Raw genomic sequence first — 15845 nt, forward strand, 5'->3', positions numbered from 1 at the left:
AACCATCGACGCACCGGAGGGTTGGGTCCCGGTCTTCGCCTGCGGCGAAACCGGGATGACAAACGGGGAAAGCCTCTGCGTATCTCCGCGATCTCTGCGGTTCGACTGACGGCCTTTCGACCGCCCGCATCCGGATGCGATGGCCCTGCCCGGCGGGGGAGGGGAAGCGATGAGATGTTTCAATCTCCTGTTCCGGCTCGTGAGCGCCGTCTGGAAGACCCTCGGTTCCCAACCCGCTCTAAGACCAAAGTCGTAGGACTTCCGTCCGATTCCGCGGGCCGGCGCGGGGCCCTACGCTGGCGGATGCCCGGACGTCCGCCAGCGCGGCTGTAGCCCTGTGACCGGAGTTCGGCGACAATCCCGGGGAGACGGTCGGGCTCGGGGAGGGGTCGGCCCATGAGCGACGAGACCAGCATCCAGCGGCACAGCCTCACCGACATCGTGCGGGCCGAGCAGGTGCGCATGCTCTACGCCGACGGCTCCACCTATTTCTCGACGATGCTGGTCGCCGCAACGCTGGGCGGCATCCTGGTCTGGGAGAAGACGCTCACGCCGCTGGCGGCGGCGATCTGGCTGGGCTTCCTGGCGTTCCACACGACGGTGCGGCTGGGCGTGCGCCGCGCCTATTTCAGGGCGAAGCCGCCGGTCGCCGACTGGGCCAGGTGGGGCTGGCGCGCCACGGCGGGCTGCATCGTCAGCGGCCTGACCTGGGCGGCGGTTCTGCCCTTCCTGCTGGCGCCGGACCGCGTCGACCTCCAGGCCCTGGTGCTGGCGGCGATGGTGGTGGGGACCTACGGCGTGATCGGCTCGGCGGGATCGTTCCGCCCGGCGCTCTACAGCTTCTTCGTGCCGTTCCTCTCGGTGATCCCGTGGCTGCTGCTCCAGGGCGACACCCTGCACATCGCCGGCGCGGTGCTGCTGGGGCTGTGGCTGCCCAGCGTGGCGGCGATGGGCCGGCGCTTCAACGCCAGCCTGGAGGAGGCGCTGACCCTGCGCTTCGAGAACGTGGCGCTGGCCGACGACCTGCGCGCGCAGAAGCAGGTGGCCGAGCAGACGAGCCTGGCGAAGTCGCGCTTCCTGGCCGCCGCCAGCCACGACCTGCGCCAGCCCGTGCATGCGCTGGGCATGTTCATCGGCGCGATGCGCAGCCACCGCCTGCCGAAGCGGACGGTGGAGCTGGTCGACCAGATGGACGCCTCGATCGCGGCGCTGGACGGCCTCTTCGGCTCGCTGCTGGACATCTCGCGGCTGGACGCGGGCGTGATCGAGAGCAGGCCCGTGGCGCTGCCGGTGCAGCCGCTGCTGGCCCGCATCTGCCGCGAACTGGAGCCCGAGGCCGAGGCCAAGGGCGTCGACATCGTGCTGGCGCCCACCACCGCCTGGGTCCGCAGCGACCCGGTGCTGCTGGAGCGGGTGATGCGCAACCTGATCAGCAACGCGGTGCGCTACACCCAGCGGGGCTGGATCATCGTAGGTTGCCGCCGGCGGGGCCGCCGCTTCTGCCTGGAGGTGCGCGACACCGGGCCGGGCATCGCGGCCGACCTGCACGAGGCGGTGTTCGAGGAGTTCTACCAGGTCGGCAACCCCGACCGGGACCGCGCCAAGGGCCTGGGGCTGGGCCTGCCGATCGTGAGGCGGCTCACCGCGATCCTCGACCATCCGCTGGAGATGGAGAGCCGGGTGGGCGAGGGGACGACCTTCCGGGTGCTGGCGCCGCGCGCGGCGGCCCGTGTCGAGGCGCCGGCGCCGCGCCGCCCGGCGGTCGGCGACCTGCGCACCGGCTTCATCCTGGCCATCGACGACGAGCAGACGATCCGGGCCGGGATGACGGCGCTGCTGGAGAGCTGGGGCCACGTGGTGATCGCCGCCCCCGGCGGCGATGCGGGCGTCGCGGCGCTGAAGGGCCGGGGCGCGCCGGACGTGGTGATCTGCGACTACCGCCTGCGCGACGGCGAGACGGGGCTGGAGGCGGTGCGCAAGGTGCAGGCCTCGGTGGGCGTCGAGGTGCCGGCGATCCTGGTGACCGGCGAGACCTCGCCCGACCGCATCCGCGAGGCGCAGGACAGCGGCTATCTGCTGCTGCACAAGCCGCTCAGCCACGCGCGGCTGCGGGCGGCCGTGACCCACCTGATCAGGCGGAAGGCGGCCCGGGTCCCGGTCCCGGCGGCGGCCGCGGAATGAGGCCGGCGGCCACGGCGGCGTTGGCCGCCTGGGTGCGGTTGAAGACCGCGAGCGCCCGGAAGATCGCGCCGACGTGGACCTTCACCGTCTTCTCGGAGAGGCCGAACTGGACGGCGATGTCCTTGTTCGAGAGCCCGCGGGCCACGGCGGCCAGGATCTCGCGCTGGCGGGGCGTCAGTTCGGCGATGCCGGGCGGCGGCGGCGGGGCGTTGGCCAGCAGCGGCGGCACGTAGACCTCGCCGGCCAGCACCATCTGCACGGCGGAGATCAGGGTCTCGGGGCTGGCCGACTTGGGCACGTAGCCGAGGGCGCCGAGGTCCAGCGCGCGGCGCACGTCCTCGGGGTCTTCCGACGACGAGAGGATGACCACGGGCAGGTCGGGCCTGAGGCGCCCGATCTCGCCGATCGCGCCCATGCCGCCGACGCCCGGCAGGTTGAGGTCGAGGAGCACGGCTTCCAGGTCGGGGTTGGCCTGCACGGCCGCCAGGGCCCCGGCGACGTCGCCGGCCTGGATCACGGCGGTGGCCGCGCCGCGCCCGTCCAGCAGGGCGGCCAGGCCCTGCCGCACCATGACGTGATCGTCGACCACCAGCAGCTTCATGGCGCGGAGGTTGCGGCGCGTCGGCCAGGCGACGCAAGGGTCGGTCACGACGTTATCCCGTTTGCCGGCGGCCCGGGCGCCGCTATCCAGTCAGGCCTGGTCGATACGCGGCGAGAGGGCCGGCGGATGAGCGACGACAGCGCGCGGACCCTCAGGTTCCGATGCCCGGCCGGGCTGGAGGGCCGCATCCCGCCGCCTGCGCCCGCCGCGCAGGGCCTGCCCGACTGGCTGCGCGCCATGCCGGCGCACCTGGTCTCGGAGTTCGCGGGCGGCGAGGACGACACGGTCAAGCGCTGCCCGCCGTTCGTGGACGCCATGACGAGCGGCTTCCTGATCCCGCTGATCTGCGACGTGGAGGTCGCCGACGGCCGGTTCACCTGGGACCTGGACCTGCCGGCGGGCGGCTCGTCGGCGTGGCCGCGCTCGCCGCTGTCGTTCCACCATCCGGACGCGGTGGCGGGCACGCCGCTGCACGATCCCGACCGCTTCGTCGTGAAGTTCCACAACCTCTGGACCATCGAGGCGCCGGAGGGCTACGCGCTCCTCTTCACGCATCCGGCGAACCGCTTCGACCTGCCGTTCACGACCCTGACCGGGATGGTCGACTGCGACCGCTACACCGATGCCTGGATCAACTTCCCGGCCCACTGGCGCGACCCGGATTTCCGCGGCGTGCTGCCGAGGGGCACGCCCGTCGCGCAGTGCGTCCCGGTGCGCCGCGAACGCTGGCGCGCGGAGATCGGCGTGATGGGCGAGGCCGAGGCGGTCGCGGCCCAGGCGCTCACCGCCGACATCCGCCGCGAGCGCGGCGTGTACCGCAAGCGGTTCCGGGCCTAGAGACTGTTAGGAACTGAGGTCTTTCAGACGGCGCTCACGAGCCGGAATAAGAGATTGAAACTCTGGATAAACATCTCCCACAGCTTCCCCTCCCCCTTGCGGGGAGGGGCCAGGGGTGGGGGTGCTCGCCTTGGAGCGCTGCGCCAACACCCCCACTCCCAAACCCTCTCCCCGCAAGGGGGAGAGGGCTTTGCTGCCTCTCGCCGACCAGCCTCAGCCCCTAACAGCTTCTAGCGGCCTTTCAGGAACCGTTCGGCGTCGCTGGGGCGCAGGAAGGCGCGGCCGTGGGGGACGGCGGCCAGGGCGTTGACCGCGGCGCCGGCGGCGTCGGGCCCCAGGCGGGCGGCCTCGCGCAGGGCCGCTTCGCCTGCGGCGCGGTCGCCCAGCTCCAGCAGGCATTTGCCGAGGCCGATGCGGCTCTGCGCGTCGCGGGGCTGGCGGGCGAGGACGAGGCGGTAGAGGTCGGCGGCCTCGGCGAACGCCCCGTCGAGGGCGGCGGCGCGCGCCAGGCCGATCATCGCGTCGGGCCGCGCAGGGTCGGCGGCGCGCACCTCGGCGAAGAGGCGGCGCGCGGCGGCCCGGTCGTCCGCCTGCAGGCGCAGGAAACCCAGGCCCACCTTCAGCACCAGCGCATCGGGCGCGAGCGCCAAGCCGTCCTCGAAGACCGCCGCCCCCTCGTCGAGGCGGCCTGCCCTGCCCAGCGTGTCGCCGAGTTCCAGGAACGCCAGCGGATAGGCCGGCCGCCGCGTCGTCGCCTGCCGCAGTTGCGCCAGCGCCGCGTCGCCCTGGCCGGAGTCGTCGAGGGCGCGGGCCAGCAGGGTCTCCAGCACCGGATCGGCGCTGCGCCGCGCCAGCGGGCCGATCGCCCGGGCGGCCTCGGCGGGACGGCCCTGCAGCAGCAGCGCCTGGCCCAGCACCTGGGCGGCGCGGGCGTCGGCGCGGCGCGATTTCAGGACGTGGGCGGCCAGCCGCTCCGCCTCGTCCAGCCGGCCGGCCCGCAGCGCCTCGGCCGCGCCGTCGAGGGCGGCCTCGACGGTGGCCGGGCGCGGGGCGGTGGGCGGCGGGCGCTGCGACATCTGAGCGCGGGATGTCACCTCGACCGGGGTGCGAAAGCAATCGCGGGCTTACGTTTCGGGTATGACACCGGGTTGACAGCGCCCGAGTCCCGCGCCATCTGCCGCGATGCGGATTTAGCGCGCAAACGACAGACATCATTGGGCCGCTGCGTTCGACGGGCGCGCCCCCTTCGCGGATGAAGATGTCTCCCTCGCTGTGCGGAAATCCCGGTGGTCGCGCCCTCCGAGGCCGACGACGCCTGCAAAGGCCGCGGGATCGTGCCCGGCGGCTGCGTCTTGCATGCGGCGTCCGGACAAGGCCGGGCTGCGTATCCACCGGCGCGCAAGAGCAGACACGGGAACGATTTCGGCGGGCTGTGGGTCGTATTGACGCGACCATTCGATCCCGGGCCGCCGGCCACCATCTTCGGCCCGCCTCCTGACCGGGGCGGCACGCCGATTCGGAGATTTAGATGAGCGCAAACACGGCCGAGACCGAAGCCCCCGAGACCACCACCGGCGACGGCCCGCTGCTCGACCTCACGGATGCGGCGGTCAAGAAGTTCATCAAGCAGGCCAAGACCCGCGGCTACGTCACGATGGACGAGCTGAACAAGGTCCTGCCCAGCGAGGAGGTCACCTCCGAGCAGATCGAGGACACCCTCGCCATGCTGAGCGAGATGGGCGTCAACGTCGTGGAGTCCGAGGACGACGCCGAGGGCGGCGAAGTCGTGGTCCGCGAGGAGAGCGCCGTCGTCGAGACGACGAAGGAGCCCGCCTACGACCGCACCGACGACCCGGTGCGCATGTACCTGCGCGAGATGGGCTCGGTCGAGCTCCTGAGCCGCGAGGGCGAGATCGCCATCGCCAAGCGCATCGAGGCCGGCCGCGACACGATGATCCGCGGCCTCTGCGAGAGCGCGCTGACCTTCGAGGCCATCATGGTGTGGCGCGAGGAGCTGGAAGGCGGCCGCATCCTGCTGCGCGAGGTGATCGACCTCGAACAGACCTACGGCGGCCAGAACCCGGCGGTCGAGGCGGCGCCCGCGGAAGCCGAATCCGAGGAGGCCGAGGCGGAAGCCGACGGTGAGGAGAAGCCCGAGGGCGAAGGCGAGAGCGACGACGACTTCGACGACGGCGCCGGCCCCACCATCAGCGCGATGGAGGCCGAGCTGCGCGACGGCGTGATGGCCACCCTGGACGCCATCGCCGCCGAGTTCGAGGCCTTCCGCCTGCTGCAGGAGAAGCTGGTCGGCCAGAAGCTGAAGGGCGAGGACCTCGGCGACAAGGACCGCGCCGCCTATCAGGCCGCGACCGGCGTCATCGTCCAGCACCTCAAGACCCTGAAGCTGAACAACAACCGCATCGAGGCGCTGGTCGAGCAGCTCTACGCGATCAACAAGCGCCTGATGGTGCTGGAAGGCCGCCTGCTGCGCCTGGCCGACAGCTACGGCATCAGCCGCACCGAGTTCCTCAAGGCCTACTTCGGCCAGGAGATGCGCCCGGACTGGGCCCTCCAGGTGAAGGCGCTGGGCGTCCGCTGGACCAAGTTCTCCGAGAACGACGGCGGCCAGATCGGCGACATCCGCAGCGAGATCGCCGCGCTCGCCACCGAGACCGGCGTGCCGATCGACGACTACCGCCGCATCGTCCAGACGGTGCAGAAGGGCGAGCGCGAGGCCCGGCAGGCGAAGAAGGAGATGGTGGAGGCCAACCTGCGCCTCGTGATCTCCATCGCCAAGAAGTACACCAACCGCGGCCTGCAGTTCCTGGACCTGATCCAGGAGGGCAACATCGGCCTGATGAAGGCGGTCGACAAGTTCGAGTACCGCCGCGGCTACAAGTTCTCGACCTATGCGACGTGGTGGATCCGGCAGGCCATCACCCGCTCGATCGCCGACCAGGCGCGGACCATCCGCATCCCGGTGCACATGATCGAGACGATCAACAAGATCGTCCGCACCAGCCGCCAGATGCTGCACGAGATCGGCCGTGAGCCGACGCCGGAGGAGCTGGCCGAGAAGCTGGCCATGCCGCTGGAGAAGGTGCGCAAGGTCCTGAAGATCGCCAAGGAGCCGATCAGCCTCGAAACGCCCATCGGCGACGAGGAGGACAGCCACCTGGGCGACTTCATCGAGGACAAGAACGCCGTCCTGCCCATCGACGCGGCCATCCAGTCGAACCTGCGCGAGACGACCACGCGCGTGCTGGCGTCGCTGACGCCGCGCGAGGAGCGCGTCCTGCGCATGCGCTTCGGCATCGGCATGAACACCGACCACACCCTGGAGGAGGTGGGCCAGCAGTTCAGCGTCACCCGCGAGCGCATCCGCCAGATCGAGGCCAAGGCGCTCCGCAAGCTGAAGCACCCCAGCCGGTCCCGGAAGCTGCGCAGCTTCCTCGACAGCTAGAGCGCCAGGGCCGTCAGAGCGCCAGGGCGGCCCGGCGGCGGCGCATCGCGGCGCCCAGCAGGCCGAAGCCCAGGATCGTCACGGCCCAGGTCGAGGGCTCGGGCACGCCGAACGCCTGGTAGGCCTGCGCCGTCGTGAAGTGGTAGTTCCCGTTGAGCACGTCGACGTTGAGGTTCCAGCCGATGGCGTCGAACAGCGCCAGGTCCAGGCCGGTCACCGCATCGCCCGTGCCGCCGCAGATGTAGGGGTTCATGATGCCCCGGAAGTTCAGGCACGGCGTGGCCTGGTTGGGCTCCTTCCAGTGCGAGGCCTGGTTGCCGTCGCCGGTGAAGGACCCCGTCGAGAAGTAGCCGTCCATCAGCGCGGTCTGGCCGCCGTCGATGGAGAAGTAGGCGGGCACGTCGGCCTGCCAGTCGAGCTGGCCCGCGCTGGTGTAGCGGAACAGGTCGAGGCCATAGCCCCACCAGAAGTCGTCGACCGGCCCGTCGTAGCCGATGGCGGCGATGAAGTCGAAGTCGTCGGCGGAGCTCACGAAGCCCAGGGCGTGGCCGATCTCGTGGATCGCCACGCCGATGAAGTCGTACCGGCCGGCGGCGATGCCGTTCAGCGGATTGAAGTCGAAGGCGAACTGGCTGGAGAACTGGATCTCGGCGTCGATGAAGTCGGGGCCGAAGTCGACGCCGAACGCCTTGGCGTTGGCCGAGGTCAGCGCGATCGTGCTGCTGATCTCCAGCCCGTCCGGCGCGACGCGGGACTCGCCGGTGACGGCGCCGGTCTGGGCGCCGGCGTCGCTGTAGTTCGGCACCAGCACGTTGACGCTGCCGCTGCCGCTGACCGGCGAGAGGTTGGCGACCGCCAGGGCGTCGAGGGCGCTGGTCCCGGTGAAGGCCAGCGCGTCGTAGTAGTCGGCGATCGGCACGAAGGTCAGCAGGCTCGAGCCGGTCGAGCCCAGCACGTTCGGGCCCAGGTCGCTGTAGCCGACGTTGATATGCACGACGGCGTTGTTGGTGAGCACGGACTCCCAGTACTTCGCCGCGATGACGAAGCCCTGCTCGGCCCGGCTGCCGGTCACGCCGCCGATGTCGTGCAGCACGATCTCCAGCGCGCTGGCGGGGGTCGAGGCGGCCATCGCCGCGGCGGCCGACCCGACGAGCAAGGTCGTCTTCAGTTTGGACTTGAGCATTGGAGTCTCCCCAGACCCGATTTCGAGGTTGCGCCCGCAACTGTAGGTGGGCGCGACATAACCGAAGGCTGAGCGCCCTTTCCTCGTTCCGTCAACACCGTTCGCCGAATTGGCGAGCGCCAGGTCCGCGCCTGCCCAAGGGCCTGGCCGCGCGCGGACCGCTCCGGTGGCGCGGCGCCGCGACGATGCGCTAGATGTGGGCGAAGTCCGGGGAGGCTCGATGCGCGTGTTGAAGGTCCTGGCCGGGTCGGTGCTGGCGCTGGCCGCCGTCTGGCCCGCCGCGGCGCAGCCGGCGTCCGCCGAGGCCGCGCGTTCGGCCGAGCGCGTGAAGGCCCACATCGCCTTCCTGGCCTCGGACCTGCTGCAGGGGCGCGAGGCCGGCTCGCCGGGGTTCGACATCGCGGCGAACTATGTGGCCAGCCAGTTCGCCCAGCTCGGCCTGAAGCCGGCCGGCGCGGACGGCGGCTGGTTCCAGCCGGTGCCGCTGGTCGCCGTGCGGCCGAAGGACGAGGGCCGCTACGTGCTGCGCGACAGGTCGGGCGCCCGGACCCCGCTGGTGTTCGGCGAGGATGTGCTGCCGGGCCGGCTGTCGTCGGTGGACGACCTGGCGGTCTCGGCCCCGCTGGTGTTCGTGGGCTTCGGCGTCGTGGCGCCCGAGCGCGGCCGCGACGACTACAGGGGCCTGGACGTGAAGGGGAAGATCGTCCTCGTGCTCTCGGGCGCGCCGTCCGCCTTCCAGACCGAGGAGCGGGCCTACTACGCCAACGCGCGCACGAAGCGCGCCGCCGCCGCCGCCCGCGGCGCGGTCGGCGTCATCTCGCTCAGCCTCCCCAGCGACGAGCGGCGGCGTCCCTTCGCCCAGGGCAGGCGCACCTGGCAGTCGTGGTCGATGACCTGGCGGCAGGCCGACGGGACGCCCTTCGACGTCGCGCCCGGGGCCCCCGCGCTGGGCTCGATCAGCGTCGCGGGCGCGCAGAAGCTGTTCGCCGGCGCGAAGAAGCCCTGGGCCGACGTCGTCGCCGCCGCTGAGAAGCCCGGGGGCGATCCGCCGCGCTTCGCGCTGCCGGGCGACCTGGACGTGACGCTGCACGCCGAGACCCGGACGATCGAGAGCGCCAATGTCGCCGGCATGATCGAGGGCTCGGACCCGAAGCTGAAGGACGAGGTGGTGGTGCTCTCCGCCCACCTGGACCACATCGGCGTCACCCCGCCGGTGAACGGCGACGGGATCAACAACGGCGCGCTCGACAATGCCGCCGGCGTCGCCACGACCCTGGAAGTGGCCCGCGCCTTCGTGGAGTCGGGCCGCCGCCCGCGCCGCTCGATCCTGTTCCTGACCGTCACCGGCGAGGAGAAGGGCCTGCTGGGCGCCGAATACTTCGCGCGCAACCCGATCGCGGGGCAGGGGACGATCGTGGCCAACGTCGACCTCGACATGCCGATCCTGCTCTACGACTTCACCGACGTGGTGGCGTTCGGCTCGGACCGGTCGGGCGTGGGGCCGGCCGTGCGGCGCGCGGCGGCGCGGATGGGCGTGGCGGTGTCGCCGGACCCGCTGCCGGAGGAGGGCAACTTCACTCGCTCGGACCACTACCGGTTCGTCGAGGCGGGCGTGCCGGCGGTCTTCCTGATGACCGGCTTCCAGAACGGCGGCGAGGCGAAGTTCCGCGGCTTCCTGGCCGGCTGCTACCACCGCCCGTGCGACGACCTGAACCAGCCCATCGACTACGCGGCGGGCGCCAAGTTCGCGCGCCTGAACTACGAGATCACCCGCGAACTCGCCGACCTCGACCAGCGCCCGCTCTGGAACAAGGGCGACTTCTTCGGGACGAAGTTCGCCAGGCCCGCGGCGATCGCCGACCACTAGAGCCTGTGAGTGATTGCGGCGGGTGGGCGAGAGGCGGCAAAGCCCTCTCCCCCGTGCGGGGAGAGGGTTTGGGAGTGGGGGTGTCGGCGCAGCGATCGAAGGCGAGCACCCCACCCCTAGCCCCTCCCCGCAAGGGCAGGGCGATCGCATATGGATGCGGGCGGCCGAAAGGCCGTCAGTCGAACCGCAGAGATCGCGGAGATACGCGGAGGATTCCGGTGGATCCGCGAGCTTCTCTGCGCATCTCCGCGGTCTCTGCGGTTCAGAATCGGGCGGACAAGCCGCCCACAAGCCATATGCGATGGCCCTCAAGGAGGACCGGGCGCCGAGCTTGAAGCCCCTGGGTCCCGGCTCTACGGGCCGAATACGGCCCTCCGGCCGGGATGAGCGGTATCGGGTCCGGACCCTGGGCCTGCAACGCCCGGCCAAGGGATTGTCGCCTGCGGTCATGGCTGCGGGCGGCGCCCTCGCGCATCCTCATCCGGTCGAACGAAAGGACCGCGCGTGAGGGACCGCCCCCTACCGCCAGCCGTAGTTGAAGCTGACCGAGACGCGCGGGGCCTTCGCCTGGTTGGGCGGGACCTCGTGGCGCAGCCAGCTCTCCCACATGTAGAGCGTGCCGGGGGCGGGCTGCAGGTAGACGAAGGCCTGCGCGTCCTCGGGCGCGTCGGCGCGGCGGGTGGGCGCGGCCATCATCAGCGGCAGGCGCGGATCCTCCAGCTTCAGCGCCGAGGCGCCCTTGGGCGTCTCGACGTAGACCGTGCCCGAGATCACGCTGTGCGGGTGGATGTGGCCCGAGTGCCCGGCGCCGGGCTTCAGGACGTTCACCCAGAGGCTGTCCAGCCGCAGTTTCCCGCCGCGCAGGTCGAGATGCAGCGAATCGGCGAAGCGCGCCGCGTGGCGGTCCAGCTTGCGCTTCAACTCGGCGAACACGCTCATGCGCCGGGGCAGGTCGTCGAGTGAGCCGTACGAGGTGTACCCGCCGTACGCGTGTGCGCGGCACCAGGCGCGGCCGGCCGCGTCCTCGGCGGCAAGTTCCTGGCAGGCCTCCAAAATCTCGGCGTTGAAATTTTCGAAGCTACGGTCTGTTGTAAGGCTGGCTTCGTAGACCGGCGTGACGAAGAGCGGGCGCAGCGTCATGACGGGCGGCTTAAACCAGCCCACCGGTTTCTCAAAACGCCACGGCTCCCCGCGGGGGCCAGTGGCGCGGTATGCGAACGTTGTTTAGGTTGGCGTCATAACAACTCGCCCGGGCGAACGGCGAGCATTGGGGGAAGTGGAGAGATGATCAGGTTCGTAGCCGCCTTGGCCGTGGTGGGCCTCGTCGCCGCCGCGCCGGCCGCCGCGCAGGCGCAGGCCAGGAAGCCCGCAGCCGCCGCCTACAAGGCCCCGCGCGGCCCCGACGGCAAGCATCCCGACCTGAACGGCGTCTGGCAGGTCATGAACTCGGCCGGCTGGGACATCGAGCCCCACGCCGCGCGCGCGGCGCTGCAACTGCGCCCGGGCCCGTTCGTGCCGGTGCCGGCCAAGGCGGTGGTGGCGCTGGGCGCGGTGGGCGCGGTGCCCGCGGGCCTGGGCATCGTGGAAGGCGGCGAGATCCCCTATACGGCCGACGCCCGGAAGGCGCGCGACGAGAACCGCGCGAACTACCTGGACCGCGACCCCGAGGTGAAGTGCTACCTGCCGGGCGTGCCGCGGGCGAACTACATGCACCTGCCGTTCCAGATCTTCCAGTCCGAGAAGTCGATGATCATCGCGTACGAGTACGCGGGCGCGGTGCGCAACATCCTCTTCACCGACCCCGGCCCGTCGCCGGTGGATAGCTGGATGGGCCAGTCGGTGGCCAAGTGGGACGGCGACACCCTGGTGATCACCGTCACCGGCATGAACGACCGCACCTGGTTCGACCGCGCCGGCAACCACCACTCCGACCAGATGACCGTCGTCGAGCGCTGGACGCCGACCGGTCCGGGCGTGGTCCGCTACGAAGCGACGATCACCGACCCCGACACCTTCACCAGGCCGTGGAAGATGAGCTTCAACCTCTACAAGCGGCTGGGGGACGATGCGCGGCTGAACCAGTTCAAGTGCGTCGAGTTCGTCGAGGAACTGATGTACGGTGACCTGCGTAAAGAGCCGCTGAAGTAGGGCCGGACGGCCTTTTTGGGATAGACGACCATCCGGCGTTTGGAGGCGAAGATGGACAAGAAGAAGCTGATCGTCGCGGGGGCCATCGCGGGCGCCCTCAGCGTGGCCGCCGCCGGCGGCGCGGCCTGGGCGCACCACGCGTTCGCCGCGGAGTTCGACGGCAAGGCCCCCGTGCTGCTGCGCGGCAAGGTCACCCGCGTCGAGTGGATCAACCCGCACGCCTGGGTCCACGTGGCCAACGTGAACAAGGACGGCACCACCACCGACTGGATGGTGGAGGGCGGCACGCCCAACACGCTGCTGCGCGCCGGCATCGACCGCAACTCGCTGAAGGCCGGGACCGAGATCATCGTCCGCGGCTACCAGTCGAAGGACAAGCTCTGCCGCCCGGCCTGCAAGGCCAACGGCCGCGACGTGACCTTCCCCGACGGCCGCAAGATCTTCATGGGCTCGTCGGGCACCGGCGCGCCCCGCGACGGCGCGGACGCGAGCGAGAAATAGTCCGAGCGCAACACCGGATACGGAAAGGGGAGCCCTGCGGCTCCCCTTTTTCGTGCGCGTCCGCCACGCCGCGGCGCGGCGACTCCTGGCCGAGGACCTACGTATTCCGCGGTTCCCTGACTCGGCGGGCGCCGCCTCGCGGCCTGTCGGCGCGAAGCGCGTCCTTCGCCGTGGCATGTTGCGGCGCCGCAATTGCCCCGCAACGCCGGCAGTCGTAAAAGCGGTATGACGCGTCGCCGGGAGAGCGGCGCCATGCCTGTTGGGAGACTGCCTCGTGACCCGCGCCGCCATCGCCCCCGTCGTCCTCATGGGCGCCACCCTGCTGAGCGCCGCCGCCCTGGCCCCGCTCGCGCACGCCGCCGACAAGCCCGCCGCGCCGGCCGCGGCCTTCAAGGCGCCCAGGAACGCCTTCGGCCAGCCCGACCTCTCGGGCTTCTGGACCAACGCCAGCCTGACCCCGATGACCCGCTCGCCCACGGTGAACGGCCGCGCGACCTACACCGAGGACGAGGTCAGGAAGATGGAGGCGGCCGTCGAGCAGGAGGTCGAGGACGGCAACAAGCCCACCGACCCGAACGCCGGCGCCGAAGCCCCCAAGAAGGCCACCGCCAACATCCGTCCCGAGTTCGCCGCGGCCGGCGGCGACGTGGGCGGCTACGACCGCGGCTGGCTGGATCCGGGCAACCACGTGATGCGCGTGAACGGCGAGCCGCGCACCTCGCTCCTCACCACGCCCAACGGCCTGCCGCCCGCCCGCAAGGCCGGCGCCCCGGCGCAGCAGGGCTTCCGCGGCGGCCTGGGCTCGTTCGACAATCCCGAGCAGCGGTCGATGGGCGAACGCTGCATCCTGTCGTTCGGCCGCAACGCCGGCCCGCCGATGTTCGCCAACGGCTTCTACAACAACAACTACCAGATCCTGCAGACGCCCGACGCGATCCTCATCGAGGTCGAGATGGTCCACGACTACCGGGTCGTCCGCCTGAATTCGAAGCACCGCACCGACGGCGTGCGGCCCTACATGGGCGATTCCATCGGCTGGTGGGAGGGCGACACCCTGGTCGTCGAGACCACCAACATCCCCGCCGCCCAGCAGTTCATGGGCTCGTGGAAGGACCTGAAGGTGACCGAGCGCTTCACCCGCGTCGGCAAGAACCGCCTGCACTACGGCTTCAAGGTCGAAGACCCCGCCATCTGGGACGCGGCCTGGGGCGGCGAGTACGAGTTCTCGCCGATGCAGAACGGGGTGATCTACGAATACGCCTGCCACGAGGGCAACTACGCGCTCCCCGGCATGCTCGCCGGCGCCCGCCAGCAGGAAGCCGAAGCCGCCAAGGCCAAGACCGCCACGCCCGCCGGCTCGCAGCCGTAGATCGTCATCCCGGCCGCCTCAGGCGCGCGCCAACCTGTCGGCGCGGCCTGCGCCGCAGGCGTCCCTGATTTCCACCACCAAGACCACCAAGGTCACCAAGGGTCCGACAGGCGCACTCCACTCTGCGGGATCCGCCGCCTTCCGTGTTTTCTGTGTTTTCCGTGGTTTGAATCAAACGGCGCTGCCGCGCGCCAACGCAGTTCCGCGCGACCTCAGCAGATCGCCTACTGCGGCGGCGTGGTGGTTTCCGGCGCCGTGGGCGACGTCGTGGCCGGTTCGGTCGAGGTGACCGGCGGGGGGCTCGGGATCGGCTCCGGCGCGGGCGCGGCCTGGGCCGGCGGCAGGGTGATCAGCGGCGGCGCGGCCGGGTTCACGCTCGACGGCGCGGCGCCTGGACTGAGCGTCGAGTACGGCTGCGGGCCCGCGGGGATCGCCGCGCTGGCGTTCGTGCCGCTGGTCTCGCGCGTGGCCGCGCCGGGCGGACCCGGGGCGCGGCGCGCGGCTGGCCTCACGCGCGGCCGGGGCCGGCGGCGGGCTGCCCGTTCGGGCAGGATGTTCTCCGCCCGCTGGCCGAGGGTCGGCGCGGCCGGCGGCGCTTCCACCGGCGCCGCGGCGATCTCACGGGTCGTCGTGGCGCCCGGCGTCAGCTCGGGCACGCCGCCGTCGCCGCCACGCATGGCGAACATGCCGATGCCGCCCGCGACGATGACCGCCACGGCGCCCGCGGTGATCGCGGCCGGGCTCACCCCGCCCGTCTTCACGCCCGTCTTCGCCGAGTTCCTGTGCGCCGAGGGGCGATGGATCGGCGCCGCCAGGCCGGCGTCCTCGGCCTCCAGCGTCTCGCCGATGGTCGGCGTCGCAGCGGCCGGGCCCATCGCGTAGGCGGTCGTCTGGTCGACGCGGTCCACCGGCCGGCGAAGCGGCGCGTTCCGCGCCATCGGATCTTCGCGTTCGGCGGCGAAGGTGCGGGGTTCCGGCGCCACGGCGGGGGTCGCCGCCGCCGTGCGCGGCGCCTTCTTCGGGCCGAGGCCGCGGCGCTTGCGGCCACGTTCCCACGCGGGCGTGGCGGCGAACATCACGCCGTCCTGCTCGGTGATCGGCTTGTCGCCATCGTAGTTCATGCTCATGACGGTTCCCTCAACATCGTTCGAAGTCATCAAACGGAGATGCTTGGGCCGGGTTCCCTCCAAAGCTCAGCCCGGATTCCGCAGTGGCGGAGCTAAACTTTGAAATACTGGAGGTCGATGTCCGATTTCTGCTCCGGATATCGCCACAACAACGTCACAATCGATTTTGTCAGGATATCCTTGACGTGGCCGAAATGTCAGGCATTCCTTGACAAACGGGACGCCCCTCACGAGGCCGCTCATGCCGCCCAAGACCGCTCCGCCGCCGATGCCCGACATGTCGGCCACCTGGTACTGTTCGTTCTGCCTGAAGTCGCAGCATGAGGTCGCCAAGCTGGTGGCCGGCCCGGCCCGGGTCTCGATCTGCGACGCGTGCGTGGGCCTCGCGGGCGACTGGATCGCGGGCCGCACGCCCGACCTCTCCGGCCACACGCCGCCGCAGGAGCTGCCCACCGAGCGCCTGCTCGACCAGTTGCCGGCCATCGAGTCCCACTATCGCGGGCAGGGTACGCAGCTCGAATGGGTCGTCGACCAGCTCCGCGCCCGCAAGGTCAGCTGGGCCGCCATC

General features: G+C 71.1%; 12 protein-coding genes and 1 pseudogene. 8 read left to right on the plus strand and 5 right to left on the minus strand.

Annotation, left to right across the window (positions count from 1 at the left end; translation table 11 throughout):
- Nucleotides 1-396 precede the first annotated feature (396 nt).
- Nucleotides 397-2181: a hybrid sensor histidine kinase/response regulator gene (locus KF737_RS11805; RefSeq protein ID WP_296454672.1), complete on the plus strand. Its 1785-nt coding sequence runs from the start codon at nucleotides 397-399 to the stop codon at nucleotides 2179-2181.
- Here the strand turns inward: KF737_RS11805 and KF737_RS11810 are convergent.
- On the minus strand, nucleotides 2132-2830 hold the full coding sequence (locus KF737_RS11810) for a response regulator transcription factor (protein ID WP_296454673.1): 699 nt from the start codon (nucleotides 2828-2830) through the stop codon (nucleotides 2132-2134). The two genes, KF737_RS11805 and KF737_RS11810, sit on opposite strands and share 50 nt — an antisense overlap.
- A 78-nt stretch (nucleotides 2831-2908) precedes the next feature.
- Here KF737_RS11810 and KF737_RS11815 point away from each other — a divergent pair, with 78 nt between their 5' ends.
- Nucleotides 2909-3619: a hypothetical protein gene (locus tag KF737_RS11815; RefSeq protein WP_296454676.1), complete on the plus strand. Its 711-nt coding sequence runs from the start codon at nucleotides 2909-2911 to the stop codon at nucleotides 3617-3619.
- Nucleotides 3620-3849: 230 nt separating this feature from the next.
- Here KF737_RS11815 and KF737_RS11820 read toward each other — a convergent pair whose 3' ends face one another.
- Complete coding sequence (locus KF737_RS11820) at nucleotides 3850-4695, minus strand: tetratricopeptide repeat protein (protein WP_296454677.1); 846 nt, start codon at nucleotides 4693-4695, stop codon at nucleotides 3850-3852.
- Nucleotides 4696-5147: 452 nt separating this feature from the next.
- Between KF737_RS11820 and rpoD the strand changes: the two genes are divergently transcribed.
- On the plus strand, nucleotides 5148-7082 hold the full coding sequence (rpoD, locus tag KF737_RS11825) for an RNA polymerase sigma factor RpoD (RefSeq protein ID WP_296454679.1): 1935 nt from the start codon (nucleotides 5148-5150) through the stop codon (nucleotides 7080-7082).
- Between the two features lie 13 nt (nucleotides 7083-7095).
- Here rpoD and KF737_RS11830 read toward each other — a convergent pair whose 3' ends face one another.
- Complete coding sequence (locus KF737_RS11830) at nucleotides 7096-8265, minus strand: NF038122 family metalloprotease (protein WP_296454680.1); 1170 nt, start codon at nucleotides 8263-8265, stop codon at nucleotides 7096-7098.
- A 220-nt stretch (nucleotides 8266-8485) separates the two neighbouring features.
- Between KF737_RS11830 and KF737_RS11835 the strand changes: the two genes are divergently transcribed.
- The gene (locus KF737_RS11835) at nucleotides 8486-10132 is read left to right on the plus strand and encodes a M28 family metallopeptidase (protein WP_296454681.1); all 1647 of its coding nucleotides are present in this window, start codon (nucleotides 8486-8488) and stop codon (nucleotides 10130-10132) included.
- A gap of 519 nt (nucleotides 10133-10651) precedes the next feature.
- Here the strand turns inward: KF737_RS11835 and KF737_RS11840 are convergent.
- A complete protein-coding gene (locus KF737_RS11840) occupies nucleotides 10652-11272 on the minus strand; it encodes a TIGR02466 family protein (protein WP_296454683.1) in 621 nt (206 codons plus the stop codon).
- Nucleotides 11273-11416: 144 nt separating this feature from the next.
- Here KF737_RS11840 and KF737_RS11845 point away from each other — a divergent pair, with 144 nt between their 5' ends.
- From KF737_RS11845 to KF737_RS11855, 3 genes are all read left to right on the plus strand, one after another.
- Nucleotides 11417-12280: a hypothetical protein gene (locus KF737_RS11845; RefSeq protein WP_296454684.1), complete on the plus strand. Its 864-nt coding sequence runs from the start codon at nucleotides 11417-11419 to the stop codon at nucleotides 12278-12280.
- A gap of 51 nt (nucleotides 12281-12331) precedes the next feature.
- A complete protein-coding gene (locus tag KF737_RS11850; RefSeq protein ID WP_296454686.1) occupies nucleotides 12332-12781 on the plus strand; it encodes a DUF6152 family protein in 450 nt (149 codons plus the stop codon).
- Nucleotides 12782-13055: 274 nt separating this feature from the next.
- The gene (locus tag KF737_RS11855; protein WP_296454687.1) at nucleotides 13056-14150 is read left to right on the plus strand and encodes a hypothetical protein; all 1095 of its coding nucleotides are present in this window, start codon (nucleotides 13056-13058) and stop codon (nucleotides 14148-14150) included.
- 224 nt (nucleotides 14151-14374) lie between these two features.
- On the opposite strand, the gene KF737_RS11860 is transcribed toward KF737_RS11855, so the two are convergent.
- Complete coding sequence (locus tag KF737_RS11860) at nucleotides 14375-15277, minus strand: hypothetical protein (RefSeq protein ID WP_296454689.1); 903 nt, start codon at nucleotides 15275-15277, stop codon at nucleotides 14375-14377.
- 268 nt (nucleotides 15278-15545) lie between these two features.
- On the opposite strand from KF737_RS11860, the pseudogene KF737_RS22455 reads away from it, so the two are divergent.
- Nucleotides 15546-15680: pseudogene (locus tag KF737_RS22455) on the plus strand (ClpX C4-type zinc finger protein); the annotation flags it as partial.
- Between the last annotated feature and the right edge of the window lie 165 nt (nucleotides 15681-15845).

The sequence above is a fragment of the Phenylobacterium sp. genome, from assembly GCF_019636135.1.
GTDB lineage: Bacteria > Pseudomonadota > Alphaproteobacteria > Caulobacterales > Caulobacteraceae > Phenylobacterium.